The 26,487-nt window shown below is 68.9% G+C and carries 28 protein-coding genes and 1 tRNA gene; 17 read left to right on the forward strand and 12 right to left on the reverse strand.

Annotated features, from left to right (window positions below):
- Positions 1 to 111 precede the first annotated feature (111 nt).
- A complete protein-coding gene (locus V7Q48_RS03645; RefSeq protein WP_333836334.1) occupies positions 112 to 243 on the forward strand; it encodes a hypothetical protein in 132 nt (43 codons plus the stop codon).
- Between the two features lie 1,520 nt (positions 244 to 1,763).
- Here V7Q48_RS03645 and V7Q48_RS03650 read toward each other — a convergent pair.
- Positions 1,764 to 3,191 (reverse strand): TolC family protein, encoded by a 1,428-nt coding sequence (locus tag V7Q48_RS03650; protein WP_333836335.1) that lies wholly within the window; start codon positions 3,189 to 3,191, stop codon positions 1,764 to 1,766.
- A 386-nt stretch (positions 3,192 to 3,577) separates the two neighbouring features.
- On the opposite strand from V7Q48_RS03650, the gene V7Q48_RS03655 reads away from it, so the two are divergent.
- Positions 3,578 to 5,068 (forward strand): sensor histidine kinase, encoded by a 1,491-nt coding sequence (locus V7Q48_RS03655; RefSeq protein WP_333836336.1) that lies wholly within the window; start codon positions 3,578 to 3,580, stop codon positions 5,066 to 5,068.
- Positions 5,069 to 5,093: 25 nt separating this feature from the next.
- Here V7Q48_RS03655 and V7Q48_RS03660 read toward each other — a convergent pair whose 3' ends face one another.
- Positions 5,094 to 5,480: a response regulator gene (locus V7Q48_RS03660; RefSeq protein ID WP_333836337.1), complete on the reverse strand. Its 387-nt coding sequence runs from the start codon at positions 5,478 to 5,480 to the stop codon at positions 5,094 to 5,096.
- Positions 5,481 to 5,699: 219 nt separating this feature from the next.
- Positions 5,700 to 5,774, reverse strand: a tRNA-Val gene (locus tag V7Q48_RS03665).
- Positions 5,775 to 5,887: 113 nt separating this feature from the next.
- On the opposite strand from V7Q48_RS03665, the gene V7Q48_RS03670 reads away from it, so the two are divergent.
- Positions 5,888 to 6,208 (forward strand): DUF3297 family protein, encoded by a 321-nt coding sequence (locus tag V7Q48_RS03670; protein WP_333836338.1) that lies wholly within the window; start codon positions 5,888 to 5,890, stop codon positions 6,206 to 6,208.
- Positions 6,209 to 6,268: 60 nt separating this feature from the next.
- Here V7Q48_RS03670 and V7Q48_RS03675 read toward each other — a convergent pair whose 3' ends face one another.
- Positions 6,269 to 7,231, reverse strand: coding sequence for a CHAP domain-containing protein (locus tag V7Q48_RS03675; RefSeq protein ID WP_442947085.1), 963 nt, complete (start codon positions 7,229 to 7,231; stop codon positions 6,269 to 6,271).
- Between the two features lie 114 nt (positions 7,232 to 7,345).
- Between V7Q48_RS03675 and der the strand changes: the two genes are divergently transcribed.
- From der to V7Q48_RS03710, 7 genes are all read left to right on the forward strand, one after another.
- Entirely contained in the window at positions 7,346 to 8,722 is a 1,377-nt protein-coding gene (gene der, locus V7Q48_RS03680; protein WP_333836339.1) for a ribosome biogenesis GTPase Der, read from the forward strand.
- Positions 8,719 to 9,144 carry a DUF983 domain-containing protein gene (locus V7Q48_RS03685; protein WP_333836340.1) on the forward strand — a complete coding sequence of 142 codons (426 nt, stop codon included), beginning with the start codon at positions 8,719 to 8,721 and terminating at the stop codon, positions 9,142 to 9,144. Before der ends, V7Q48_RS03685 begins: the two co-directional genes overlap by 4 nt.
- Positions 9,145 to 9,345: 201 nt before the next feature.
- On the forward strand, positions 9,346 to 9,651 hold the full coding sequence (locus tag V7Q48_RS03690) for a hypothetical protein (RefSeq protein ID WP_333836341.1): 306 nt from the start codon (positions 9,346 to 9,348) through the stop codon (positions 9,649 to 9,651).
- 53 nt (positions 9,652 to 9,704) lie between these two features.
- Complete coding sequence (locus tag V7Q48_RS03695) at positions 9,705 to 10,442, forward strand: response regulator transcription factor (protein WP_333836512.1); 738 nt, start codon at positions 9,705 to 9,707, stop codon at positions 10,440 to 10,442.
- A 32-nt stretch (positions 10,443 to 10,474) separates the two neighbouring features.
- Entirely contained in the window at positions 10,475 to 11,833 is a 1,359-nt protein-coding gene (locus V7Q48_RS03700) for an ATP-binding protein (RefSeq protein WP_333836343.1), read from the forward strand.
- A gap of 104 nt (positions 11,834 to 11,937) precedes the next feature.
- Complete coding sequence (locus V7Q48_RS03705) at positions 11,938 to 12,633, forward strand: carbonic anhydrase (RefSeq protein WP_333836344.1); 696 nt, start codon at positions 11,938 to 11,940, stop codon at positions 12,631 to 12,633.
- On the forward strand, positions 12,630 to 14,168 hold the full coding sequence (locus V7Q48_RS03710) for a SulP family inorganic anion transporter (RefSeq protein WP_333836345.1): 1,539 nt from the start codon (positions 12,630 to 12,632) through the stop codon (positions 14,166 to 14,168). Before V7Q48_RS03705 ends, V7Q48_RS03710 begins: the two co-directional genes overlap by 4 nt.
- A 110-nt stretch (positions 14,169 to 14,278) precedes the next feature.
- On the opposite strand, the gene V7Q48_RS03715 is transcribed toward V7Q48_RS03710, so the two are convergent.
- Positions 14,279 to 14,821 carry a hypothetical protein gene (locus V7Q48_RS03715; protein WP_333836346.1) on the reverse strand — a complete coding sequence of 181 codons (543 nt, stop codon included), beginning with the start codon at positions 14,819 to 14,821 and terminating at the stop codon, positions 14,279 to 14,281.
- Between the two features lie 238 nt (positions 14,822 to 15,059).
- On the opposite strand from V7Q48_RS03715, the gene rplU reads away from it, so the two are divergent.
- From rplU to V7Q48_RS03730, 3 genes are all read left to right on the forward strand, one after another.
- Positions 15,060 to 15,356, forward strand: coding sequence for a 50S ribosomal protein L21 (gene rplU / locus V7Q48_RS03720; RefSeq protein WP_333836348.1), 297 nt, complete (start codon positions 15,060 to 15,062; stop codon positions 15,354 to 15,356).
- 23 nt (positions 15,357 to 15,379) lie between these two features.
- A complete protein-coding gene (gene rpmA / locus V7Q48_RS03725; protein ID WP_333836350.1) occupies positions 15,380 to 15,649 on the forward strand; it encodes a 50S ribosomal protein L27 in 270 nt (89 codons plus the stop codon).
- A 274-nt stretch (positions 15,650 to 15,923) separates the two neighbouring features.
- Entirely contained in the window at positions 15,924 to 16,508 is a 585-nt protein-coding gene (locus V7Q48_RS03730) for a GNAT family N-acetyltransferase (protein WP_333836351.1), read from the forward strand.
- 45 nt (positions 16,509 to 16,553) lie between these two features.
- On the opposite strand, the gene V7Q48_RS03735 is transcribed toward V7Q48_RS03730, so the two are convergent.
- From V7Q48_RS03735 to V7Q48_RS03765, 7 genes are all read right to left on the reverse strand, one after another.
- Positions 16,554 to 17,408 (reverse strand): nuclear transport factor 2 family protein, encoded by an 855-nt coding sequence (locus V7Q48_RS03735; protein WP_333836352.1) that lies wholly within the window; start codon positions 17,406 to 17,408, stop codon positions 16,554 to 16,556.
- Positions 17,405 to 18,955: a DNA recombination protein RmuC gene (rmuC, locus tag V7Q48_RS03740; protein ID WP_442947086.1), complete on the reverse strand. Its 1,551-nt coding sequence runs from the start codon at positions 18,953 to 18,955 to the stop codon at positions 17,405 to 17,407. The genes V7Q48_RS03735 and rmuC overlap by 4 nt, the downstream gene beginning before the upstream one ends.
- A 303-nt stretch (positions 18,956 to 19,258) precedes the next feature.
- Positions 19,259 to 19,825, reverse strand: a complete 567-nt coding sequence (def, locus tag V7Q48_RS03745) for a peptide deformylase (protein WP_333836356.1) — start codon at positions 19,823 to 19,825, stop codon at positions 19,259 to 19,261.
- A gap of 434 nt (positions 19,826 to 20,259) precedes the next feature.
- Positions 20,260 to 20,949 carry an ATP12 family chaperone protein gene (locus V7Q48_RS03750; protein ID WP_333836357.1) on the reverse strand — a complete coding sequence of 230 codons (690 nt, stop codon included), beginning with the start codon at positions 20,947 to 20,949 and terminating at the stop codon, positions 20,260 to 20,262.
- Positions 20,946 to 21,164 carry a hypothetical protein gene (locus tag V7Q48_RS03755; RefSeq protein ID WP_333836358.1) on the reverse strand — a complete coding sequence of 73 codons (219 nt, stop codon included), beginning with the start codon at positions 21,162 to 21,164 and terminating at the stop codon, positions 20,946 to 20,948. The genes V7Q48_RS03750 and V7Q48_RS03755 overlap by 4 nt, the downstream gene beginning before the upstream one ends.
- 3 nt (positions 21,165 to 21,167) lie before the next feature.
- Entirely contained in the window at positions 21,168 to 21,830 is a 663-nt protein-coding gene (locus tag V7Q48_RS03760) for an HAD-IA family hydrolase (RefSeq protein WP_333836360.1), read from the reverse strand.
- Positions 21,827 to 23,149, reverse strand: coding sequence for an RluA family pseudouridine synthase (locus tag V7Q48_RS03765; protein WP_333836361.1), 1,323 nt, complete (start codon positions 23,147 to 23,149; stop codon positions 21,827 to 21,829). The genes V7Q48_RS03760 and V7Q48_RS03765 overlap by 4 nt, the downstream gene beginning before the upstream one ends.
- Before the next feature lie 187 nt (positions 23,150 to 23,336).
- Between V7Q48_RS03765 and rpsU the strand changes: the two genes are divergently transcribed.
- From rpsU to gatA, 4 genes are all read left to right on the forward strand, one after another.
- The gene (rpsU, locus tag V7Q48_RS03770) at positions 23,337 to 23,543 is read left to right on the forward strand and encodes a 30S ribosomal protein S21 (protein WP_011446475.1); all 207 of its coding nucleotides are present in this window, start codon (positions 23,337 to 23,339) and stop codon (positions 23,541 to 23,543) included.
- 220 nt (positions 23,544 to 23,763) lie between these two features.
- Complete coding sequence (locus tag V7Q48_RS03775; protein ID WP_333836363.1) at positions 23,764 to 24,366, forward strand: FKBP-type peptidyl-prolyl cis-trans isomerase; 603 nt, start codon at positions 23,764 to 23,766, stop codon at positions 24,364 to 24,366.
- A 116-nt stretch (positions 24,367 to 24,482) separates the two neighbouring features.
- Entirely contained in the window at positions 24,483 to 24,785 is a 303-nt protein-coding gene (gatC, locus tag V7Q48_RS03780) for an Asp-tRNA(Asn)/Glu-tRNA(Gln) amidotransferase subunit GatC (protein WP_333836364.1), read from the forward strand.
- Positions 24,786 to 25,002: 217 nt separating this feature from the next.
- Positions 25,003 to 26,487 carry an Asp-tRNA(Asn)/Glu-tRNA(Gln) amidotransferase subunit GatA gene (gene gatA, locus V7Q48_RS03785; RefSeq protein WP_333836366.1) on the forward strand — a complete coding sequence of 495 codons (1,485 nt, stop codon included), beginning with the start codon at positions 25,003 to 25,005 and terminating at the stop codon, positions 26,485 to 26,487.

A 26,487-nucleotide genomic window follows, 5' to 3' on the forward strand; every position in this document is an offset into this window, starting at 1 on the left:
GGTTCGGCCGCAGGCTGGCCGGACGCATTGGCCGGTGCCGAGCCGGCATCGTTGGTGGCCCCGTTTGCCGGCGTCGCATCTGGCGCGGGCTGAGCCGACGCGTCGGAAGGTGTGACTGCAGACTCGGCCGCAGACCCGTTCGGAGGCGTCGGTTCGGTCGTGGGCTGGCCGGATGCCTCGGCGGGTGCCGAGCCGGCGTCAGCCGTGGTGCCGCTTGCCGGCGTCGCATCTGGCGCGGGCTGAGCCGACGCGTCGGAAGACGTGGCTGCAGACTCGGCCGCAGACCCGTTCGGAGGCGTCGGTTCGGTCGAAGGCTGGCCGGACCCATCGGCTGGTGCCGAGCCGGCATCGTTAGTGGCCCCGTTTGCCGTCGTCGCATCGGGCGCAGGCTGAGCCGCAGCGTCGGAAGGCGTTGCTGCAGCCTCGGCCGCAGACCCGTTTGCAGGCGTAGTTTCTGTCGCGGGCTGGCCGGATGCCTCGGCGGTTGCCGAGCCGGCGTCAGCCACGGCGGCGTTTGCTGGCGTCGCATCGGGCGCAGGCTGAGCGGATACATCGGAGGGCGCAGCTGAAGGCTCAGCCGCCGATCCGTTTGCAGGCGTCGTTTCTGTCGCGGGCTGGGCGGACGCATCGCCTTGTGCCGAGCCAGGATCAGTCGCAGTGACATCTGTCGGCGTCGCATCAGCTGCAGGCTGAGCGACCTGGTTGGCAGCCGGCTGGGCCGACGCGTCGGAGGGAGCTGCGGCAGGATCGGTGGTCGTGACCTCCGCCGGCGCCGTTTCTGTCGTTGGTTGCGCGGATGCGTCGACGGCGGCCGGGCCGGCATCAGTCGCTGCACCGTTTGCCGGCGTTGCATCGGCCACGGGCGGGGCGGGTTCGTTGGCAGTTGCCGGGACAAGCTCGCCCGCTGCGCCGTCTGTCGCCGTCGTGTCCGCGGCAGCCTGAGCGGATGCATCAGCGGTTGCCGGGGCAGGCTCGGCCGCCGTGCCGTTCTCCGGCGGCGTGTCAGCCACCGGCTGGGCTACTGCGTCGGCCGGTGGTGAGGTCGGAACAGCCGTTGCAGTGTCCGCCGGCGCGGGATCCGTAGGCGCGGGTGCGCTTGCGACCGGATCGGCCGTTTGCGGTGCGGTCTGGACCGGAGGTGGCGTTTGGCCCGCATCGGGCGCGGCGTCGGCAGGGGCCGGCGCATCGGCGGCGGCCGCAACGCTGGTGCCGGCCGCGATCGGCGCGTCAGCGTTGGCCGGTGCCGGGCCCGCGGGGAGGGCAGTGCCAGTGACGGGCGTCGCCGCGGTCACCGGGGTCGACGGCTGGGCGATGCCGATGGCCGGAGCCGGCGCGGTTCGGGCAAAGGACGTGGTATCGCCTGACGCCGCGGCCAGGTTGGCGGTGTCGACAGCCGCAACCCCGTTCGCGACCGCCGATCCGGGGCCGACGCCTGCGGCCCGGACGGCAGCCGTGGTGCTGCCCCCCTGGCCCAGCACGAGGCTGTCCGTGCCCAACGGCCCACCAGGGCCGGAAAGCCCGCTACCGGCGGTGTCGGACGCCTCCACGCGCGGGGCCGACGGCCCTTGGCCCACGGCGCTGGCATTCAAGCTCAGCTGGTCCTGCGTTTCGTAGAGCTTGGCTTCGGGGACGGCGGGGTTGTCCAAGGCGATGATCCTCGTCGGGCGGTCGGCTGCTGGATGCAACCTGCCGGGGGACATCGTATCGATCGGCGCCTTGGCGAAAGTTGAAACCGGACCTAGCCGACAATGCCTGACTGCGGATTACCGCGCGTTAGCCATAACCCCCGGGGCCTCCTCCCGCGCCCCCTCCCATTGCGGGGTCCCGCCGGTTGCCCGGATGACGTTGATGCGGGCCAGCGCCAGGTCGCGCTGCGCCTCGATCAGCGCGCGCCGGCTGGCGATCTCGTCGTTGCGCGTATCGACCAGCACGTTGATTGGTACGTCGCCGTCGAGATAGGCCTGCTGCGCCGTATCGACCCCGCGCGCCACCAGTGCCCGTGCCTGGTCCCATCGGGCAACACGCGCCGTCGCTGCCTCCATCGCCGACAGCGCCGCGATGGTCTCCTGCGCCGCCACCAGCCGCGTCCGATTGTAGAACGCCAGCATCTGCGCCGTGTCCGCCCGGGCCAGATCCTCACGCGCCGCGATCGCGCCCCCGCCGAACAGCGCGGCCCCGAGCGACGCACCGAGATTGGCAAAGGCCAGGGGCAGGCCGCCGCTCAGCCCACCGATCCCGCTGGCCGTGAGCGTGAGATTGGGCCAGCGCGAGGCGCGCACGGCATCGGCATTCCAGCGTGCCGCAGCGAGTGCCTGGCCCGCCGCCTGCACGTCCGGCCGACCGGCGAGCAGTGCAAGAGGCTGCACCGGTGACGGGACCAGCGATGCCAACGTGCGGTCGGCCGCCTTCCTCTCATCCCCGGCTTCATCGCTTGCGGGCACCATGAACGATTCCGGCTCGCGGCCGAGCACCACCGCCAGCGCCGCGACTTCTGCCGCGCGCACGGCACCCAGTTGCGCGCGATAGGCCTCGAGCCCGGCGAGTTGCTGTGCGACCAGTGCCGTCTCGACCGGCCCGGCCTCGTGCTCAGCCGCGCGCCGGTCGATCAGTGCGGCGGTGCGCGCGGTGCCGTCGATCTGTTCGGCGGTGATGCGCCCCAGCGCATCGAGCGCGTGGATCACGGCGTGGCTGCGCAGAATCTGGCAGGCGACCGCCAGGCGCACGCTCGCCACATCGAAGGCGACCGCGCGTGCCGAGGCGCGCGCCGCGCGCCGTCCCTTGCGGACGCTGCCAAACAGATCGACCTCGTAGGCCAGATTGAGCTGCGCCGCGTCGGGTACGAGCGAGGTGGGCTCGATCGTCTTGATCCACACCGAACGGCTCGACGACAGTCCAGCGGCAAGGCTGGGTGCAAGCCGCGCCCCCGCCGCCCGCGATCGCGCCCGCGCGCCGTCGAGCCGTGCCACGGCCTGCGCGATGTCGGCGTTGGCGGCGAGGCCTTCCTCGATAAGCGCGACGAGAACAGGATCGCCGATCCTGCGCCAGAACGGATGGACCGTGGTGAGATCCGCGGGCTGGGATGATTCGGTTTGGCCTGGCAGCGGCAACGGGTCCACAGCCCGAGCATGCGCTTCGCCCGCCGCAAGCAGAACGGAAAAAGTGACGATGGTCATGCGCAGAGCACGGGTCACATGTGGATTCCTGCCGGGGCGGTATCAGGCCGATCCCAGCGAGCTTACCTGGCTGCGTCTTAGCGGCCGATAATTCACCACTACGCACGATACCGCACGCATCACTTTCGTCATGGATGCGGTGATGGCTCATGGGTTCCCACATGGCGGGGTTGGGGTCGGAACTTGATGTAGATCAGCACGTTGACGAGCGTTGCTGCAGGCAGCCGGTTTTCTGGCAAGGCGGTCTCTGGGCAATTACCGCCGTGATCGACGAGCGTTCGGCCGGGTCTGGTCGCTCATCGGCTTGGCGAGCATTCGGCGGTAAGGCCCGCGTTCGCAAGCAATCGGCTGTCGCTTCTTATCGGGCGCTCGCCCTCTGTCCATTCGAAGTGAATTGTGCGCCGATGACTGAACGAACTGCCGAATACCCGCCCCTGTCGGAAACCCAGAGGGCGACGTCAATGTCGAGTTTCGATCTGGCCGAACTGGTCGGCAGTGCGGAACTGACCCGCATTACCGACTTTGCATCGGCCTTGTGCGAGGCGCCGATTTCGCTCGTCAGCATTGTCGAGGCGCAAAGGCAGTGGTTCCCCGCGCGGACCGGTCTCGACGTTTCCGAGACCCCGCGCGAGACGTCGTTCTGTGCCCATGCAATGGGCGGCACGGACATCATGATCGTGCCGGATGCAACCCAAGACAGCCGCTTCCTCGACAATCCTCTCGTAACCGGGGAGCCCCACATCAGGTTCTACGCCGGGGCGCCGCTGGTGGCCGACGATGGTATCCAGATCGGTGCCTTGTGCATCATCGACCGCCTGCCGCGCGCCGGATTGACGCCTTTGCAGCACGAAGGCCTCGTCCTGCTGGCCGCCAATATCATGGCGCTGCTCAGCGCTCGCCGTGCCTCGCACCGCACCGATCGCGAACGGGAAGAGCAGGAAACGAAGTTCCGCGTCCTCGCCGATGCCATGCCGCAGATGGTCTGGTCGACGCTGCCCGACGGCTTCCACGACTATTACAACGCCCGCTGGTATGAATTCACCGGCATGCCACCCGGCTCCACTGATGGGGAGGCGTGGAACGGCATGTTCCATCCCGAAGACCAGGCCCATGCCTGGTCGGTGTGGCGCCATTCCCTCGAAACCGGCGAGCCTTACGAAATCGAATATCGGCTCCGGCGCGCCGATGGCGTCTATCGCTGGACGCTGGGGCGCGCCATGCCGATCCGCGATCGTGATGGTTCGATCACCCGGTGGTTCGGGACCTGCACGGACATTCATGACCAGAAGATGATCCAGGTGCAGAAGGAGATCGTCGCGCACGAACTCAGCCACCGGATCAAGAACATCTTCTCGGTCGTGACGGGTCTGATCAGCTTCTCGACGAGGGCGCACCCGCAGATGAAGGCCGTGGCCGACGACCTGCGCGATCGCATCCTGGCCTTGGGCCGGGCGCACGATTTCGTACGGCCGCACAGCGAGGCCTCCAAACCGGCTACGATGCAGGATAGTCTCGCCGGCATGCTGGGAGCATTGCTGGAAGCCTATTCGGGGCGGTTCGAGATCGTGGGCGACGACGCGATGATCGATGACCGGTCTGCCACGCCCCTTGCCCTGCTGTTCCACGAACTGGCCACCAACGCCGCCAAGTACGGCGCTCTTTCGACCAGCGAGGGCGCGATCAGGATCACGATCGCAACGTCGGACGAGCACGTCCAGATCGAGTGGCAGGAAAACGGCGGGCCGGTGGTGTCGCGTCCCGGTCACGAAGGCTTCGGAACCCGCTTGATCGAGCTCAGCGCGATCCGGCAACTGGGCGGGCAGGTCGAGCGCGAATGGCGGCCGGAAGGTCTTCGGCTGGGCGTGCGCTTTCCGACGACCTCGTTGAACCGCTAGGTCACGACCCAGGCGGCGTCCGCGCTCACAATCTCACGAGGTCCTCGTGCGAGGACTGGGCTGCGGTTTGGTCGGTTGCGATCGCGGCTGCCGTCAGGATGGCGGACTCGGAAAACGGCTTGCGGACATAGCCGATAGCGGTCGCGGCGGGGCGTTCGATCTGATTGGGGTTGGCCGTCACGTAGACGATCCGCGTACCGAACTTTTCGGCCAACTCGCGTGCAAGGCCCGGCCCGGTCGGGCCATCGCGCAGATTGAGGTCGACGAAGGCGAGGTTGGCATCCGCTGCCGCCGCAAGGGCCTCCGACTGATCGGCGGCAATGGAAACAATGGTATATCCGGCGTCCTGAAGGATGCGCTCGATCTCCATGGCGATGAAGATTTCATCCTCGACGATGAGTACGGATTTCATGTTGCGGGTCCCATTTCACCCAACAATGCGGAATGGCGGTGACCGTTCCTGCGGAGGAGGCGATACCATGGGATAGAGGGCGGGGGCGCGAATGACCCGATCGGGATGCCGATGCAGCAACCGCGTCGGAACACGCCTGTGCCCATCGTTCGAGGCTTCCGACCATGTGCAATGAAGAAAAGGTCCATCCATAAATTCCCTGCCTGTCGAGGGAAGTTATGGTGGGCGCGACAGGGATTGAACCTGTGACCCCACCCGTGTGAAGGGTGTGCTCTACCGCTGAGCTACGCGCCCGCCAGTTCTGGCGTCCCCGGTGCTGGCTTGGCCGGCTTCCGGGGTGAGGAGGGCGCCTCTAACCGGCTCTTGCAGCGTTGACAAGTGGGCCCGTGAAGATATTTCGCGAGGCCATGACCGAACCTGTCGAAACCCCCGAAACCGTCCCCGCCGCGACCACTGCCGGCAGCGACGTCCCGCCCGATCGTCTCGCGATCAACCCGCGCAGCGCGTTCTTCGACGCCGAGAAGCTGCAGCGCGGGATCGGCATCCGCTTCAAGGGCACCGTGCGCAACAACGTCGAGGAATATTGCATTTCCGAAGGCTGGGTGCGCGTGCAGGCCGGCAAGACCATGGACCGCAAGGGCAACCCGCTGACACTCAAGCTGAGCGGCCCGGTCGAAGCCTGGTACGAGGATCTCGGCGCCGACGCACCAGTCGCCAAGGCGGACTGAACCTTGCAAGGGGCCGTTCGCACCCAAGCGGGCGGCGCCGGCAAGCAGCGGTCCCGGCGTTCAGCGGGCGTGGCTGGCGATGATCCGGCCGATGGGATCGTCCGCCAGCGCGGCGGACGACGACCCGGTGGCCGCCGCGGGTGACGCCGGCCGGCGGCTCGCGAGATAAGTGCGGACCGGCGCCGCGCCGTTGCCGCGCACGGGTGCTGCCGCCTCGGGTCCCAGGCCCTTGAGGAAATCACCGTCGATCCGGGCCTTGCTCGTCATGGTACGGGTGGTCGCAGGCGTGCCGTGCGCGGCCTCGGCACTGGCGAGGCGCAGTGGCGCCGCGGCGATTGCGCTCTTGCGGGTGGACGGGCGGTTGTAGATGAAGCCGTCGACTGGCCAGTGCGTGCTGCCCAGGTTCTGGATCGGCGCATACCAGACACGCACCTCGCTCCAGTCGTTGGCGTCCGACACGTCGATCGCGCGCACGTCGGTCTCGGTCTGGCCGCGCACACCATTGATCGGCGACCAGTTGGCGTGGCGCAGCAGCACGGTGCGCTGATCCACCACCTTGCTGACCATCGCCACGTGGCCCAGGTGCATCGGGCCATAGGCGCGAAAGCTCATCACGGCGCCGGGCCGGGGCGCAAAGCCGCGTTCATAGCGGCCTGCCGCCTGATCCCACCAGGTATGCGCATCGCCGAACAGCTGGATGCCCGAGACCTTGCGCGCATAAGGTACGCACTGGAGATAGGGCAGGGCCGCGGCTGGTGCCGTGGTGCCAAGGCTACGGTCGATCGCGCCATCACGTACCGCGTCGCTGGCGGTTTCAGCCATGCCGGGCCGGGCGACGAAACCGATGCGTGCGGGATAAGGCGCGCTGTCCGAGACGGCGGGGCCGGGGATCAGCGCGACGGGTGCGGCAACCGCCGGCGCCGCGGCCAGCAGCCCTGCGCCAAACGCGAGGCACGCCGCCAACGGCGAGGCGATCAAGCGGCGCGTGCGGCCTTGCGATGCTGTGCGGATGCCCCTGTTCATGGAGAGGCACTGTGGCGCCAATTGGTCAATGCAGGCCTGCGCGCTGTGGTTAACGGCGGCGCAAGGATTGCAGGCTTCACTTGCCTTTCGCGGCAAGGCACGTCAACGGGGGCTATGCGTCCCCAGGTCATCATCATCGGCCGGCCCAACGTGGGCAAGTCCACCCTGTTCAACCGGCTCGTCGGCAAGAAGCTCGCGCTCGTCGACGACCAGCCCGGCGTCACCCGCGACCGTCGCTTCGGCGATGCCTCGCTGCTCGGCCTCGAATTCACCATCGTCGACACCGCTGGCTGGGAAGACGACGATCCGTCGTCGCTGCCCGGCCGTATGCGCATGCAGACCGAAGCCTCGCTCGAAGGGGCCGATGTCGCGCTCTTCGTGGTCGATGCGCGTGCCGGCATCACCCCGCTCGACGAGGAAATCGGCCGCTACCTGCGTGGGCACGACGTGCCGGTCATCCTCTTGGCAAACAAGGCCGAAGGCCGCGCCGGCGACCATGGCCTGTTCGAGGCCTTCGCGCTTGGCTTCGGCGATCCCGTCGGCGTTTCGGCCGAACATGGCGAAGGCATGGGCGACCTGTTCGAGGCGCTGCTGCCGCACATCGGCGAGACGCCCGAGGATGACGGCGCCGCCGATGCCGAGGACGAGGAATACGATCCCAGGGCCGTGCTCAAGCTGGCGATCGTCGGCCGCCCCAATGCGGGCAAGTCCACGCTCATCAACCGCTTCCTCGGCGAGGACCGGCTGCTGACCGGGCCCGAGGCGGGCATCACCCGCGACTCGATCGCAATCGACTGGTCGTGGACCGATCCCAAGGATGGTGAGGCGCGTCCGATCCGCCTGATCGACACCGCCGGCATGCGCAAGAAGGCGCAGGTCGTCGACAAGCTCGAGAAGATGTCGGTGGCCGATGCTCGCCGCGCGATCGACTTTGCCGAAGTCGTCGTGCTGCTGCTCGACGCGACGCGCGGGCTGGAGCACCAGGACCTCAAGATCGCCTCGATGGTGCTCGAGGAAGGCCGCGCGCTGATCATCGCGATCAACAAGTGGGACGTGGCCGAAGATGCCAGCGGCCTGTTCAACGGCGTGCGCCAGGCGCTCGACGACGGGCTCGCGCAAGTGCGCGGCGTGCCTTTGGTCGCGGTGTCGGCCCGCACGGGCAAGGGTCTGGACACGCTGCTGCAAGCCGCCTTCACCTTGCGCGATGCCTGGAGCCAGCGCGTGCCGACCGCCGCGCTCAACCGCTGGTTCGACGATGCCTTGGCCGCCAATCCGCCGCCGGCGCCCGGTGGCCGCCGCATCAAGCTGCGCTACATCACCCAGGCCAAGACGCGCCCGCCGGGCTTCGTGCTGTTCGGCACGCGGCTGGATCAGCTGCCGGAAAGCTATCGGCGTTATCTGGTCAACGGCATCCGCCGCGAACTGGGCTTCGAGGCCGTGCCGATCCGGCTGACGCTGCGCAGCCCCAAGAACCCCTTCGCCACCAAGTGACCCCGGCCGCGCCCCCGCAGTCGCTGTTCCAGGCGATCATGCGCGGGGCGCGGGGGCAGTGCCCGCGCTGTGCGGGCCAGTCGCTGTTCGCGCGCTGGCTTCGGCCGGTGGAGCAGTGCGCCACCTGTGGGCAGGACTGGCGCGGCCACAGCGCCGACGACTTTCCGCCCTACATCGCGATCATCATCACCGGCCACGTCATGGCCCCGATCATCATCGCCCTAGGCCTTTACACCAGCATGGACTGGCCGGTGATGATGGCCCTGTGCCTCGCCATGACCGTGACCATGGTGCTGGGCCTGCTGCAACCTGCCAAGGGCGGGGTGATCGCAATGCAATGGTGGCTGGGCATGCATGGCTTTGCCCGCGCACCTGGGCGCCTGCTTGGCCCGATCGGGACATCGAAGGGCAACGATACGTAATCTGCGAGGGCCGCCCGGGTCAGGCTCGGATGGAGTCGAGAATCAGGGTTTGTCGGGTATTTTCAACGCCAAGGCCGAAAATCGGGAAACCTTGGCGAAACCTTTTCTTGCGCAGCAACACTTCCTCACGAAGGGGCGGCAAGCGCGAAAAGCGCTGGATGTTAGGCAAGGACATCACGCACCGATAGAGGAGTGTCCCCCATGATCCTTGCTACCCTGCTTGCCGCCGCCGCCTTTGCCCATCCTGCCGGCACGGCTCTGTCCGTCGACACCGCGCACGCCGCCAAGTCCCCGATCTGCCACGGCGCGCCCGGCCGTCCTTCGCTGTGCCGCCCCGCGACCGATGCCGATGCGCTGGCCGCCGCCCGTCCGGCCGAAGAGACGCGCGTCGCCGCCTTCGCGTGCCATCCCGATCCCAGCAAGAACCGCGGTTGCTTCCGCCGTGAAGCGGTTGCGGATCAGTCGGCCCTTGCCGCGAACGCTCCGCTGCGCGAGGATGCACGCTGAGCATCATGACCGAAGAAACCGGAACCAGATCGGCCCAACCGCGTAACAGCGGAATGCTGGCCCCACGCCTTGCCCCGTCCATCGTCCTCGTCGAGGATGATGGCCCGCTGCGCACGCTGACCGCCCGCGCCCTGCGCGAGCACGGCTACGAAGTGCGCCCCGCGGCCACCGGGGCAGAGATGTGGGTGCTGCTCGACAGCGCGCCGGCCGATCTGGTGGTGCTGGACATCATGCTGCCCGGCACCAACGGGATCGAGCTGTTCCGCAAGCTGCGCCGCCTGTCCGACGTGCCGATCATCTTCATTTCCGCGCGCGGAAGCGAGGAAGATCGCGTGCTCGGCCTGGAACTCGGCGCCGACGACTATCTCGCCAAGCCGTTCGGCACGCGCGAGCTGGTCGCCCGCGTCGGCGCCGTGCTGCGGCGTGGTGGGCAGAATGGCGATGCCCCGGCGGGCAGCGACCCGGCGGAGCGCAGCAGCGAGATCCACTTCGACGGCTGGGTGCTGTCGCTCGCCCGGCGCGAGTTGCATGCCCCCGGTGGCGCGATGGTCGACCTGACCGGCGCGGAGTTCGACCTCCTCGCCACCTTCGTCGCACAGCCGCAGCGCGTGCTGGGCCGCGAGCGCCTGATCGAGTTGTCGCGCACCCGGCTGGGCGACAGTTCCGATCGCAGCATCGACGTGCTGGTCAGCCGTCTGCGGCGCAAGCTGGCGGCCGCTGGCGGCGAGGCGCCGATCGCCACCGTGCGCGGCGTCGGCTACATGTTCAAGGCGCAGGTCTCGCGCGCTTGACTGCTGCGCGCCAGAATGGCGGCCGGCCTCCGTTGCTGCGCCGCATATTCTGGCGCCGCGCCTTGCGCCGCTTCGGCTTGCCGGAGCGGCTGCTGGCGATCCTCGTGCTCATGGCGGCGATCGACTTCGGCTCCAACGCGGTGCTGTTCGACCGCGCCAGCAACTTCGCGCTGCGCAGCGACGATGCCGCGCGCATCGCCGAAAACCTCGTCATCGCCAGCCGCGCACTCGAGGCGGAAAGCCCGGACCAGCGCCCGGCACTCGCCGAGCAACTATCCTCGCCGCGCTTCGCGTTGCAATGGCGTGCGCACATGGCCCATTCCGACGATGCGCTGCCGCTCGACCGGTTGCGCGCACAAGTGCTCGACGCCGCCCCCGAACTGGCGAGCGGCGACCCGCGCTTCAGCCTGCGCTCGCTCGCCGCGCCCGGCACGGTCAGCGGAGCGATGTTGCTGCGCGACGGCTCGGGCCTGGTCTTCCGCACCAGCGCCAGCCAGGCCTGGACGCTCAACGCCGGGCGCCTTGCCGTGCTGCTGGTGCCGACGCCGCTGCTGGTGATCCTCGCCTGGGTGCTGTTTCGCGCGACGATCCGGCCGCTCAAGGCGCTGGTCGCCGCCACCAGCCGCGTCGGCGCCGGCCCTCCCGAGCCGCTGGCCGAGCGCGGCCCGGACGAAGTGCGCCGCCTGATTCGCGCGTTCAACCGGATGCAGAGCCGCATCTATCGCCAGATGATCGACCGCACGCAGTCGATGCTGGCGATCGGCCACGACTTGCGCACGCCGCTCGCGCGGTTGCGCCTGCGGCTCGACAATGCCGGGCTCGACCGCGAAAGCCAGTCCGACATGGTGCATGACATCGACGAGATGATGCACATGCTCGCCTCGCTCCAGGCCTATGTCGAGGGGGAGGGGCGGCAGATCCCGGCCGAGCGGATGGACCTCGCGGCCATGGCGATGACGCTCGTCGACAACGCTTACGACCAGGGGTACGAGGCCATCTACACCGGCGACGACAGCCTGGTGATCGAGGCGCGCCCCGTCACGCTGCGCCGCGCGATCGGCAACCTTGTCGAGAACGCGATCCACTACGGCGGCAGCGTCGAGGTGGCGGTCCGGCGTAATGGCGCATGGGCCGAAGTCGTGGTTTCGGATCACGGGCCGGGCATTCCCGCCGACAGGCTGGAGGACGCGTTGCAGCCGTTCGTCCGGCTCGACGCCGCGCGCGGGCGCGATACCCCCGGCATGGGGCTCGGCCTCGCCATCGTGAAGCGCGCGATCCGCGCCGAGGGCGGCACGCTCGTGCTGGCCAACCGCTCGGGCGGGCAGACCGGGCTGATCGCCACCATCCGCCTGCCCGCAGGTGTGCCGGCCGTCGCCGCCCAACGGACATAGTTTCTTACATTCGCGTCGATCCCGGGCAAAGACGCATGGGTACCTCTGGATGCAACGGTCGCCGCATTTTGTCCGGCGCACGCAGACACACAGAGGTGATCCCCATGAACGAACTCCTCGGCCGGGTCTTCAGTTTCGAGAAGAAGGTCTTCCCGCAGAGCAGCGAGCTGTATCACCAGCTCTCCACCCACGGTCAGGCGCCCAAGGCGCTGATGATCTCGTGCGCCGATTCGCGCATCGTGCCCGAACAGATCATGCAAGCCGAACCGGGCGACCTGTTCGTCTGCCGCAATGCCGGCAACATGGTCCCCGCCTATTCGACCATGAACGGCGGCGTGTCCTCCACCGTCGAATATGCCGTCGTGGCGCTTGGCGTGCGCGACATCATCGTCTGCGGTCACTCCGACTGCGGCGCGATGAAGGCGCTGGCCGCCCCCGACGCGCCCGAGGGCATGCCCAACGTCGTTGCCTGGCTGCGCCACGGCGCCGCGGCCGAGCACGTCGTCTCGAGCTGCTCGCCGCACCTCGAAGGTGGCGAGCGCGTGCGCGCGGTCTCGCTGCAGAACATCATCGCCCAGCTCGACCACTTGCGCACGCACCCCTCGGTCGCCTCGGCGATCGCGCGCGGCGAAATGTCGCTCCACGGCTGGTTCGTCGACATCAAGGCCGGCCAGGTGCTCGGCCTCGATGGTGACACCGGGCAGTTCGTGCCGCTGCGCGAAGATGCGCCGATGCCGGTCGCGCTGGCCGCACAAGTCCGCTTCGCCCGCGAGCCGGACCTTGCGGAGGCGGCCGAATGAGCCAGGCAGCACCTGCTGCTTCGCGCGAGGCTGCCCCCCGGGGTGGCCTCGTTCGCGATTTCACCGCGTCGATCGTGGTGTTCCTGGTGGCCATGCCGCTGTGCATGGGCATCGCCATTGCCTCGGGTGTTCCGCCCGAAAAGGGGCTGGTGACCGGCATCATCGGCGGCATCGTCGTCGGCCTGCTCGCCGGTTCGCCGCTGCAGGTCAGCGGCCCCGCCGCGGGCCTTGCGGTCATCGTCTTCGAATTCGTGCGTGACAACGGCCTTGCCGCGCTCGGCCCGGTCCTGCTCATCGCCGGGCTGATTCAGCTGGTCGCCGGCGCCATGCGCCTTGGCGGTGTATTCCGCGCGATCTCGCCCGCCGTGGTCCACGGCATGCTGGCCGGCATCGGTGCGCTCATCGTGGTCGGGCAGTTCCATATCCTGTTCGACGCCAAGCCGCAGTCCAATGGCCTTGCCAACCTGTCGATGATGCCCGCACGCGTGCTCGGCCTCTCGCCGTTCGACTGGCGCGCCAGCGAGATGGCGCTGCTGCTCGGCCTCGTCACCATCGGCAGCATGATCGCCTGGGACAAGCTCAAGCCCCGCTCGCTCGGCCTCGTGCCGGGCGCGCTGATCGGCGTCGTCGCGGCGACTCTGCTCGCCTCGGCCTTTGCCCTGCCGGTCGCGCGCATCACCGTGCCCGATTCGCTGGCGGCTGCCTTCGCCATGCCCGGCGGCGCGTTCCTCGACCCGCTGCTGGCCAAGCCCGCGCTGCTGGTCTCGGCCGTCGCCATTGCCTTCATCGCCAGCGCCGAAACGCTGCTCTCGGCCGCTGCGGTCGATCGCATGCACAACGGCGTGCGCACCGACTACAACAAGGAACTGCGTGCGCAGGGCGTGGGCAACCTCCTGTGCGGCATGGTCGGCGCCCTGCCGATGACCGGCGTGATCGTGCGCTCCTCGGCCAACGTCCAGGCCGGCGCCACCTCGCGCTGGTCGGCGGTGATGCATGGCGTGTGGATCCTCGGCTTCGTCGCGTTGCTGCCCTGGCTGCTGCGCGAAGTGCCGATGGCGGCGCTCGGCGGCGTTCTCGTCGTCACCGGCTGGAAGCTCGTCAGCCTCAAGCACGTAAAGCACCTGTTCACCAACTACGGGCCGCTTCCTGCCGCGATCTGGGCGGCTACCTTCGCCCTGGTGGTGACCACCGACCTGCTCACCGGCGTTCTCGTCGGCATGGGCCTGTCGCTGATCGAACTGCTGCCGCACGTGAAGCACCTGCGCCTCGGCGTGCATCGTCACGAACAGGAGCACGCCACCAAGGTGGAGCTCAACGGCGCGGCCACGTTCGTCGGCCTGACGCGGCTCAACGCTGTGCTCGAGGACCTGCCGGCCGATCGCCACGTTCACCTCGACCTCGACCGGGTAAAGGCGATCGATCACACCACTGCGGAAAGCTTGCGCGAATGGCTCAACCGCCGTCGCCAGCAAGGGCACGGAGTCACGGTCTCCGGCCCCGAGCCGATCCTGCGCGCCGTCCCCCACGCCGCCTGATCGGTACTCCGGCGCCGTCGTCGCCCGCCTCGTATCCCCAAGGGAACGCGGCGGGTGGCGGCGGCGTCGTCATGTCTGCGGCCCGCGAAGCGCGGCGCCGCTTTCGCGGTTCAGCCCTGCAGCCGGGCGAGGGCGGCATCTTCCTCGGCAATGCGCGCCACGACCGAATCGCGCGCACCGGCGATCGTCTGCGCATCGATCGTCGGCTGGTCGACGGCGGCGATCTCCGCCTCCACCGCCAACTGGTCGAGGTCGGCCAGCACGATCGCGGTATCGCTGCGCGCCGAGGCCAGGCGCGCGAGCGCCAGCTGCCCGCGGACCCACACATCGCTATCCCGCGCCGCGCCGCGCGCTGCAGCGGCTGCACGCTGCGCCTCGGGCAGCAGGGCGGCAAAACTCTCCGACGTCTGCGTGGCGCGCGCCTGCAGTGCAGCGAGGCGTTCGGGCAGGGGAGCGCCGGGCGGCGGCACCGGCACCGCGGGAGTCGATTCGGCTGCGGGAGCGGCCTGCGCCTGTCCGAACGCGCGCTCTGCCGGCCGAAGCTCCAGCGACGGGAAGCGGTCGCGCTCCGAGGCGCATGCGGCCAGCGGGACCAGCGACAGCAGCGGCAAAAGCCTGAGGAGGCGGGCGAAACGGTTCGACGGACGGGCCATGCGCGTGCCATAGCATGGCCATGGCGCGTGACCAGTGGGTGAGGGCGCCGGCCCGGCGGAAATCCGCTGGGGATTGTGTGTCACGGCGTTGACATGCACGCCCTCATGGACTATCCGCGCCCCTCTTTCCGGGGCTTCGCTTCTGCGGGGTTCCGGCACTTTTGCCCGCTGTCCGCGATTCGGAATTGGCCGATCGGGGTGCTTGGTGGGTCAGGCATTTGAAACGGATAGCAGAACCATGTTCGCAATTGTGCGCACGGGCGGCAAGCAGTATCGCGTCGCCGCCGGAGACAAGATCGCGGTGGAAAAGCTGGCTGGTGAAGCCGGTGAAACCATCACCCTCGGTGACGTCCTGCTGGCTGGCAAGGATGGCGAACTGGCCGACGTCGCGGCCGTGACCGTCTCTGCCGAAATCATCGCCCAGGCGAAGTCGGAAAAGGTCGTGGTGTTCAAGAAGCGCCGCCGCCACAACTATCGCCGCAAGAACGGCCACCGCCAGCAGATGACCCTGCTGCGCATCGTGTCGGTCGCCTGAGCGCCTGGTCGGAGTAAGCAGAGATGGCACATAAGAAAGCAGGCGGCTCGTCGCGTAACGGTCGCGACTCGCAGTCCAAGCGCCTCGGCGTGAAGAAGTTCGGCGGCCAGGACGTGGTCGGCGGCAACATCATCATCCGTCAGCGCGGCACCCGCGTCTATCCGGGCGCCAATGTCGGCCTCGGCAAGGACCACACCCTGTTTGCGCTCACCGAAGGCCGCGTGCGTTTCCACGCCGGCAAGCTCGGTCGCAAGTACGTGTCGGTCGACATTATGGCCGAAGCCGCCGAATAATCGGATGGTTCGTGCATGGGCCATCCTCCGGGATGGCCCCGCCGGTTTCGCACCGGCAGAACGAGGGAGAGGGGCCAACCCGTCTCCCTTTTTTCTTGTCTCCCTCACACCTGGCGTTTTCATGCGGCAAGCCTCTGGCATGGCGGTGAAATCGCCGGATACGTCGCTCCATTTGCCTCGGTTTCCGAAGCATTTGGCGCACAACGCAATATCCCTGTCACGGCCGGGTGCATAAGCGCACCAGGTCACGGGGAGCGGACGACTGGAGACACTGATGTTCATTCGCAGCGAGCGCCTGTTCCTGCGGCCGGGTTGGCCGGAAGACTGGACCGAACTTTTCACCCTGATCGATGACGAGGCGGTCGTGCGCGGCCTGTCGCAGGCGCCCTGGCCCTATCGCGCCGACGACGCCCGCGCCTTTGCCGCGCGCGTCCAGGACGGGCAGCATCCGCACTTCTTCGTGACCCGGCCCGGTGCCGATGGCGCGGAGCTGATCGGCTGCGTCGGCCTGCTGGGCGACGATCATGCCGATGGTGATGTTGCCAGCGTCCAGCCGCCGCTGCTCGGCTACTGGATCGCGCGCCGGCACTGGGGCAAGGGCTACGCCACCGAGGCGACGCAGGCGCTGCTGGGCCTTGCCGCAACGCTCGGCCATCGCCGCATCGAGGCGCGCCACTTCATCGACAACCTCGCCTCGCGCCGCGTGCTGCAGAAGCTGGGTTTCCGCCCGACCGGCGAAATTCGTCCAGGGCTGAGCCCTGCACGCGACGATGTCGTGCCGACGCTGTGCTATGCGCTGGATCTCGATCCGCCGCGCAATTGCGACGATCACCTGACGCCGGTGCCGCACGCGGCATGACGACGCCGGAGGGGGCTGCACGCCCCCGCTAGTGTCAGGCTGCCGTCAGTCCCCGGCGACGAGGGCGCTGATCGCCCAGTTGCCGCCCTTGCACTCGACGATCACGCGGCGGGCCAGCAGGCTGCGCAGGCTTGTGGTCTCGATCCAGCCCTTGCGCTGCGGCTTGCCGGTGACGACGGCGGTATAGCGCGCGGCGGGATCGAAGCCCGGCCGCGGCGCCAGGCTGACCAGCGCCCAGTCGAGCTTGTCGAGCTCTGCCGCGCGGGCGGACGGCCCGGCCCGCAATGGCACCCCTGCACCGGTAACGAGCATCGTCATGCCCGGATCGACCTCTTCGGGCACGTTCCAGAAGAACCAGGGCAGGACCACGAGGTCGCCCTCCACCGCACAGCCGAGCGGCAGGATACGCGCAAGATCGCTCCAGACGGCGGCGCCGGCAGGCGCGGCAAGTCGCTTCTGCAATTCGGCGGGACCATGGCCGCCGCCGTAGTCCAGCGTCACGTCGGGGGAGGACAGCGCCGCAAGACCGGCGGCGTCGCGCGCCTTGATCGCCGCGCCCAGCTTGGCGCGGAAAGCCGTCCAGCCGGGCAGCGCGCTGCAGTCGTCGCGCGGTGGCAGTGCCATGGCGGGCAGGGCGGAGGCGGTGTCGGCGGCGACGAGGTCGGGCTTGGCCGGCGGAGCGACCGGCGTCGCCAATGTCGGGATGGCGGCCGCCGAAGGCTCGACCTCCTCGGGCGGAGCGGACGGGCTCGGCGCCGGCGTGGGCGAAGCGGATGGGGTGGCCGATGGCGTATCGTCAGGCGACTTGTCGCCGCTGCACCCGGACAATGCGGGCACCAGCATCGCCGCCAGGACGGCGGCACCCGCCCGGAATGCCCACAAGGTTGTCCGCTCGCTCATTCCACCGCCCGCTCACCTGCCCTTTCACCCGCAACGGCAATCGCGGCAACCGGTTCCGGCGTCTGATCCGCTGCGCCATAGCGCGGTGCGGTCTCGACCAAGGGAACTTCCTCGACCTCGCGCTTGCCGATCTCGATGTGCTTGTCGCGCAGGCGGCGTCCGGCGGACAGCACGTTGCGCTCGAAGCTGCCGACGAACTTGTTGTAGTTGCCCACCGCGCTTTCCAGCCCCGAGCCGACGCGCTTGAGGTGATCGGCGGCGACGGCAAGGCGATCGTAGAGTTCGCCGCCCATGCGCCCGATCTCGCGGGCTTCGCGCGCCAGGCCATCCTGTCGCCAGACTTGCGCGACGGTCCGCGCGATGGCGACGAGGTTGGTGGGCGAGGCGAGCAGCACGCGGCGCTCGAACGCGAAGTCCCACAGCGAGGGGTCGCGCTCCAGCGCGGCGGCGATGAAGTGCTCGCCGGGCACGAACATCAGCACGTAGTCGGGCGCATCCTCGAACTGGCTCTGGTAGGACTTTGCGCCCAGCGTCTGGATGTGGTTGCGCATCGACTGGACGTGCGCGGTCAGGGCCACGGCGCGGGCCGCCTCGTCCTGTGCCTCGAACGCATCCTGGTAGGCATTGAGCGAGACCTTGGCGTCGATCACCAGCAGCTTGTTGCCCGGGATCTTGACGATTGCGTCGGGGCGCAGGCGCCCTTCCTCGGTGTCGATCGAATGCTCGGTCACGAAATCGGTGTGTTCGGCAAGGCCGCACTGCTCCAGCACGTTGCGCAACTGCTGCTCGCCCCAACGACCGCGCGCCTTGGGGGCATTGCGCAGCGAGTTGCCCAGCCGCGCGGCCTCGGCGCGGACCTGCTCCTGCCCGTCGCGCATCGCCTGGATCAGGCCGGTCAGGTTGCCGAAGGCATCGACGCGATCCTTTTCGAGCTTGCCGACCTGCTCCTCGTAGCTGCGCAGGCGCTGGTCGACGGGCGCCAGCAGCGCGCGCAGCGATTGCGCGGCCTTTTCCTCGCTCTGGCTGAAGCGCTCCTGCGCCCGCGCCATGAACGCCTCCTGCGCCTTTTCGAGCACCTTGTTGCCCGCGTTCTCGAACTCGCGGCGCAGCACCTCCTGCGCCTCGATCAGCAGGCGCTTCTGCTCGGCGAAGTTGGTGGCGTCGGCCTCGAGCCGCGCCACTTCGGCGCGGAGTGTCTCGCGTCCGGCACGTGCCTCGTGCAGCGCCTGGCGTAAGGCGTCGGCCTCGGTCGCGCGTTCGGTCGCCGTGGCGAGGCGGGCAGCCAGGCTGTCGCGGTCGGCGCGCAAGGCATTGCGCTCGGCCGCCAGGGCGTCCTGCGCCTCGATCAGCAAGCGGTTCTGCTCGGCAAGATTGGCGGCATCGGCACGGAAGCGCGCGGCCTCGGCACCCAGTGCCTCGCGCGTGGTGCGCGCCTCGTGCAGGGCGTCGCGCAAGCCATCGGCCTCGCTTGCCCGCTCCATCGCGGCGGCAAGCCCTGCGGCCAAGCTGTCCCGATCGGCCCGCAGGCCGTCACGCTCGGCAGCCATGAGATCCACCTGCCGCGCGCGCTCGGCCATCGTCGCGAGGTCCACCGCCATGGCCTTGACCCGGTCCTCGGCTGCGCGGGCTTCGCCCTCGCGCTGCGCCACCCGGCCCTGCGCCTCCGCCAGGGGGCGCGTGCCGAAGAACCAGCCCAGCCCCGCGCCGATCACCAGCGCAACGATCACGAAAACAAGGGCAAGGGCGGTCACATACGTCTCCGGTCTGGAACAGACGGGGAACGTAAACGAAGCGGCCCGGCAACGCAATGTGCCGGGCCGCCTTTATCCGCAGCTATGGAAGCGGTAGGCTCACGCCACCTTGCGCAGCTTGTCCAGCTTCTTCAGCGCCATCTGGCGCTTGAGGCGCGAGAGGTGATCGATGAACAGGATGCCTTCGAGGTGGTCCATCTCGTGCTGCAGGCAGGTGGCGAGTAGCCCCTCGATCACTTCGTCGTGCTGGGTGCCGTCGATGTCCTGCCAGCGCGCGCGGATGCGCGAGGGGCGCTTCACGTCGGCGTAGATCTCGGGGACCGAGAGGCAGCCTTCGCTGTAGATCGTCTGGTCTTCCGAGGGATCGAGGATCTCGGGATTGATGAACACGCGCGGCTCGCGGCGATGCGGGCGGTGGCTGTGGCCGCAACCGTGGTCGTGGCATTCTTCGGGCGCGGCGTCCTCGTCCTCGGGCTGGAGGTCGATCACCAGCACGCGCAGCGGCACGCCGACCTGGATCGCGGCGAGGCCGATGCCGGGCGCATCGTACATCGTGTCGAACATGTCAGACACGAGGGTGCGAAGGTCTGCATCGAATGCTTCGACCGGGGCCGACACCTGCTTGAGACGCGGGTCGGGAATCTCGAGAATTTCACGAATAGCCATGCGCGCAAGATAGGCCCGTGCGCGCGGAGTCGCAAGGTGAGCGGTTCGATCACGGTGATCGGGGTGGCGTTAGTTTTCTCCACTCCCCGTTCGCCCTGAGCCTGTCGAAGGGCGCCTGCCGGATAGGGCAACGCTTGGGTCCTTCGACAAGCTCAGGACGAACGGAGGTGGGGAGGGGGCTGCGGGAGCTGGGCCGTCCGCCCCCCGTTCGCCCTGAGCCTGTCGAAGGACCCCTGCCGGAGAGGGCGGCGCTTGCGTCCTTCGACAAGCTCAGGACGAACGGAGGCGGGGATGGGGGCTGCGGGAGCTGGGCCGCCCGCCCCCCGTTCGCCCTGAGCCTGTCGAAGGGCCCCTGCCGGAGAGGGTAACGCTTGCGTCCTTCGACAGGCTCAGGACGAGCGGAGGTTGGGTGACGCGCACGCCACCCCCCCCGCTCACGCCAGATGCGCGAACCGTGCTGCCGCCGCGAAGGCCTGGGCGCGCAGGGCGCGGCGGGCTTGGGCTTCCTCGTCCTTGCCCCAGAGTTCGACCTGCCAGTCCTCCTCGGCGTTGGCGGCGTCCCACAGCCCATCGAGGTCCGCGTCGCGATCGAGCGCGGCGAGGCCGACGATCAGCGAGGCCGAAAGTGCCGTCGTGTTGCGCAGCGCGGCCAGCGCGAAGGGAGACAGCTGCTCCAGTTCCCGGCGCAAGCGCGCCAGCGTCTCGGGCGCTTGCGGACGGTGGATGATCCCTGAAACGCGGGTGAAGGCAACGCCATAGCGCGCCTCGGCCATGGTCACGAGCGGCTCCCACAGCAGGCGCTGGCGGGCTGCCAGCGGTTCGTCCGGCTCGGCGCGATAGCACAGCGTGTCGGTCTCGCCGTAAGGCAGGATCTCGGCGATCGCGGCCGCCGGATCGGGGGCGACGACGTCGATCGCATAGTCGGCCATGTCGCGAAAGGTGAAGCGTGCCGGGTCGATCGTCTCGCCCTGGTCGGCCCATTCGGTCGCCATCGCCTCGGCAAGGCTGCGCGCCGGTACGATCTGCGTACGGCCGCCCTGGGTGCGGATGCCGCGCCCGTCGAGCGCGACGCGGTGGCCGCCCTCCTCGGACAGGAGGGTCACGTCCTTGTAGAATCGCTTCATTGGTCCCGCTTCCAGCGCCGCACGATCCAGCGCGGCGCACCAAAGAACAGAGTAAGGCCCACGCCGGCGAGCACCAGCGCGCCCCAGGGCGGCACGGAACGCAGCCAGGGTATGTTGCCCGAGGCGGCCATCGTGCCGATCAGCACGATCAGCGTGCCCGACAGGCGCACCGCCTGGAGCAGGGCGAATCGCCCGAAGGCAGGATCACGCGCCATGGTTCAGCCCACCGCCCGCAGTAGCTCGGCCAGCTCGTCGACGGTGCCTGCCACGGCATGGGCACCGGCGGCGAGGAGCTCGGCGCGTTCGTGATAACCCCAGTCGACGCCGATCGCCCGGACCCCGGCGTTGCGCGCCATGGCCATGTCGAAGGCGGTGTCGCCGATCACCACGGTCAGCGCGGGTTCGGCGCCGGTCGCATCGAGACAGGCCTCGACCATGCTGGGATGCGGCTTGGACGGGTGGCGGTCGGCCGTCTGCAGCGTGACGAAGTGGCGCGACAGCCCGTGGGCAGCCAGGCACAGCGCCAAGCCGCGATCGCTCTTGCCGGTCGCGACGCCGAGCAGCCAGCCTTGCGCGGCAAGATCCTCGACCAGCGCGGCGATGCCGTCATAGAGCGGCTCGCCGACCATTCCCGCCTCGCGGCGCGCGCGGAACGCGTCCTTGTAGGCCTCGGCAAGCGCGCGATGCGTTTCCTCGTCGCCGTCGGCATGCAGGCGGCGCATCGCCTCGACCAGCGAAAGGCCGACGATACGGCGCGTCTCGGCGCGCGGCGGCGGGACGAGGCCGAGCGCATGGAACGCCCCGTCCATTGCCGCGCCGATGTCGGCCTGGCTGTCGACCAGCGTGCCGTCGCAATCGAAGATGGCGAGACGCAGGCTCATTTGCCGGCAGGCTTGCGCGGGCCGGAGGGCTTAGCGGCAGGACGGGCGGCAGGGCCGGCGGCAGGACGACGCGCAGCGGGCTTACCCGCGGCAGGCTTCGCGGTGCGTGCGGTCCCCGGCTTTCCAGTGGGCTTTCCGGCAGGCTTGCCGCCGGGCTTGCCCGCGCGCTGGCCGCTGGGCTTGCGCGCCACGTTGCTGCCTTCGTCGGCCCGCTTGCGGCGCTCGCCGCGGCGTTCCTTGCGATACTGCTTGGCATGCGCCTTGGCTGCGCGCTTCTCGATCTCCTTGGGCTCGGCGAAGACCGGCGCCTCGAGCGGCAGGTCGCCCTCGCTCTCGGTGAAGCCCATCTGCTCGAGGCTCTTGGCGAAGTGCTCGGGCAGCGGCGCGGTCACGTCGAGCAGGTCGCCCTCGGGATGCTCGATGCGCAGGCGCCGCGCGTGGAGGTGCAGCTTGCGGCTGATGCTGCCCGACAGGAACGCGGCCTGGCCGCCGTACTTGCCGTCGCCCACGATCGGGTGGCCGATCGCGGCCATGTGCACGCGCAGCTGGTGCGTGCGGCCGGTGAAGGGCTGCAGCTCGACCCAGGCGGCGCGGTTGCCGGCGCGGTCGATCACGCGATAGCGGGTGCGCGAGGGCATGCCGTGCTCGCTCTCGTCGACCATCATCTTCTCGCCGCCAGTGCCGGGCTGCTTGGCGAGCGGCAGTTCGATCATGCCGTCGTGGATGTCGGGCACGCCCATGACCAGCGCCCAGTAGATCTTGCGCGCGGTGCGGCCGGAGAATCGCTTGGAGAAGAACGCCGCGCTGCCCGGCGTGCGCGCGACCAGCAGGACGCCCGAGGTGTCCTTGTCGAGGCGGTGGACGAGGCGCGGGCGCGGCTCGTTGTCGCCGACATAGGCATCGAGCAGCCCGTCGACGTGTTCATGCGTGCCGCTGCCGCCCTGCGTGGCGAGGCCCGGCGGCTTGTTGATGACGATCGCGGCGCGATCCTGCTCGAGCACGATGCTCTCGGCCAGCTGGATCTGCTCGTCGGTCAGGGGCTTGCGCACGCGCGCGCCCTTGCCGCTGCCGGCCAGCGGGCGGGCGGCGCCCGGCGGAGGGACGCGCAGGGTCTGGCCGGCGACGAGCCGGGTGTCGACATCGGCGCGCTTGCCGTCCACGCGAATCTGGCCGGTACGCGCCCAGCGCGATACGGTGGCGAAGCCCACGTCGGGCAGGTGGCGCTTGAACCAGCGGTCGAGCCGCACATCGTCGTCGTCGGGGCGAACCGTGAATTGGCGCACGGCTTCACCGGCCCCGGAGCTTTTATAGGAAGTCATGGGCCGGCCCATAGGGCCTTTGCCCGCAAATTGCACGAGTTTGCTTGCCATTGGCTGGCAGAATCGCTAATGGCCCGCCGGTTCGAGCCGGTCCTGTTCGGATTCGGCCCGTTTTTTGTTCCTGGTATCCGGTGACCCCCGCGCGGCATGCGGGCTCTCGCCTGAAGCACTTGAGGTGTGTCGGTTTATGCAGATTCTCGTTCGCGACAACAATGTTGACCAAGCTCTTCGCGCCCTGAAGAAGAAGCTGCAGCGCGAAGGCGTCTATCGCGAAATGAAGCTGCGTCGTCACTTCGAAAAGCCGTCGGAAAAGCGCGCCCGCGAAAAGGCCGCTGCCGTGCGCCGCGCCCGCAAGCTGGAGCGCAAGCGCCAGGAGCGCGACGGCGCCAAGTAAGCGATCGGGTAAGCTGTCATGTGGCAGGGTACACCCTGCCACATTGAGCACTTGCGATAGGCCCTTTGCTGGGCCAAGAGGGCGCCGTGAATCACGGCGCCTTTTTCGTTGGTGCGCGCGCGGTCTGATGCCGCGAGGCGCGCATCGCGCGGGCAGGGCGCCCGCCGGGCCGGCCCTTCAACCGGGCCGCTCCACCAGGGACAAACCCAGAGGGATACCAATGTCGGAAATCACCCGCGTTCCGTTGCAGCCCGTCGCCAAGGGCTCGCTCGCCAAGGTCTGGCTTGGCGTGATCGTCGCCGTGCTGCTCGGCATCGGCGTCGCCTGGATCGCGCGTCCGGTGCACTACAGCGACGTGCGCGTGGTGACGCTCAAGGACGGCACCGGCAAGTCGCCCACCACCGCAGACGTCGCGCTGATCAACTACGTCGGCCGCATCGCCAGCACGGGCAAGGAATTCGACCGCGGCGAGAACGCGGTCATGCCGCTCCAGGGCGTGATCCCCGGCTTCTCGCAAGGCCTGCAGAAGATGAAGGTCGGCGGCAAGTACCGCCTCGAGATCCCGGCCGCGCTTGCCTATGGTGCCCAAGCGATGCCGGGCCGCAACGGCGAGATCGCGATCCCCGCCAACAGCGACCTCGTATTCGACGTCGAGCTGCTCGATTTCCGCAGCGCCGCCGAACTGCAGAAGCAGCAGGCCGCGATGCAGGCGCTGCAGCAGGAAATGCAGGCGCGTGGCGCCACGGGCGGCGTGCCGGGTGGGGCGATGCCCGGTGGCGCGATGCCGGGCGCTCCGGCACCGGCGCCGGTTCCGGCCAACTGATCCGATCCCGCGCCATGGGTTGCCCCATGGCCGGCCAGCGGCTTGAAGGACACCGCGCGCGATGGTAGCGCGCGGTGTCTTTTCTCATTCATGACCCATCGCAGGAAAGGGACGGCATGTCCGTGAATACCGCCGACGTGGCGAAGATCGCCAGTCTCGCGCGCATCAAGGTGAGCGATGCGCAGCTCGAGGCCATGGTGCCCGAATTGAACGGCATCCTCGCCTGGGTGGAGCAACTGGGCGAAGTGGATGTCAGCGGCGTGACGCCGATGACCGCCGTCATCCCCAACACGCTGCGCTTGCGCGACGACGTGGTCAACGCCGACCCGCTGACCGGCGGCGACATCCGCGACGCGGTCCTCGCCAATGCCCCGGTGGCCGAGCACGGCTTCTTCGGCGTGCCCAAGGTGATCGAGTAAGAGGGGCTGATTTGCGGGCGTTCGGTTCTGGGCCCTTCGACAGGCTCAGGGCGAACGGAATTGGGAATATTCCCAATTTTCCGACGTCAACACCGTTCGTGCTGAGCTTGTCGAAGCACCCCGCACAACCCTTGCGGCCATGTGGCCAAGCCATTCTCCCAAGCACCCATTCCCAGCGTCGCCCCAGGGCCACGCGCAGACAAACCGGTCCGGATAGATGACTGACCTTACCGAACTTGGCGTAGCCGCCCTCCGCGACGGGGTGCGGGACGGCGCCTTCACCGCCACCGAAGTGGCGACCGCCTTCAACGCCGCCGTCGCCGCGGCACAGCCGGCGCTCAACGCCTTCATCGTCACCACGCCCGAGGCCGCGCTTGCCGCCGCCGCCAGGGTCGACGCCGATCGCGCCGCGGGCCAGCCGCTGGGCGCCATGGCCGGCGTGCCGATCGGCATGAAGGACCTGTTCGCCACCAAGGGCGTGCAGACCACCGCCGCCAGCCGCATCCTCGAAGGCTTCGTGCCGCAGTACGAGAGCACCGTCTCGCAGAAGCTGTGGCACGCGGGCGCGGGCATGCTCGGCAAGCTCAACCTCGACCAGTTCGCGATGGGTTCGTCGAACGAGACCAGCGGCTTCGGCAACGTCATCTCGCCGTGGCGCCGTGGCGATGATGCCGCGCCGCTCGCCCCCGGCGGTTCGTCGGGCGGTTCCTCGGCGGCGGTGGCTGCGCGCATCGCCCCGGCCGCGACCGGCACCGACACCGGCGGCTCGATCCGCCAGCCCGCCGCCTTCACCGGTATCTCGGGCATCAAGCCCACGTACGGCCGCTGCTCGCGCTGGGGCGTGGTCGCCTTCGCCTCCTCGCTTGACCAGGCCGGCCCGATGGCGCGCGACGTGCGCGACTGCGCGATCATGCTCGGCGCCATGGCCGGCTTCGATCCCAAGGACGCGACCAGCCTCGACCTGCCGGTCCCGGCCTGGGAGGCGGGGCTTTCGGCCGACATGCGCGGCAAGAAGGTCGGCATCCCGCGCGAGTACCGCGTCGAGGGCCTCGATGCCGACGTGGCCAAGAGCTGGGACGACGGTATCGCCTGGCTCAAGGATGCGGGCGCCGAGATCGTCGAGATTTCGCTGACGCACACCAAGTATGCGCTGCCGACGTACTACATCATCGCACCCGCCGAAGCCTCGTCGAACCTCGCGCGCTATGACGGCGTGCGCTATGGCCTGCGCGACCTGCCCGAGGGCGCGAACCTGCAGGACATGTACGCCGCCACCCGCGCCGCGGGCTTCGGCGACGAGGTCAAGCGCCGCATCCTGATCGGCACCTACGTGCTCTCCGCGGGTTTCTACGATGCCTATTATACCCAGGCCCAGAAGGTCCGCGCCCTGATCGCGCAGGACTTCGCCAAGGCATTCGAGCAGGTGGACGTGATCCTCACGCCCACCGCCCCCTCGGCCGCCTTCGCGCTGGGGCAGAAGAGCACCGATCCGGTCGAGATGTACCTGAACGACGTGTTCTCGGTGCCCGCGAGCCTTGCCGGCCTGCCGGCGATGTCGGTACCCGCCGGCCTCTCGGCCGAGGGCCTGCCGCTCGGCCTCCACGTCATCGGTCGCCCGCTCGACGAGCAGGGCGTCCTCAACGCCAGCCTCGCGCTGGAACAGCGCGCACAGTTTTCGGCCAAGCCGGGTAAGTGGTGGTAA

The organism is Novosphingobium sp. (assembly GCF_036803765.1).
Lineage (GTDB): Bacteria > Pseudomonadota > Alphaproteobacteria > Sphingomonadales > Sphingomonadaceae > Novosphingobium.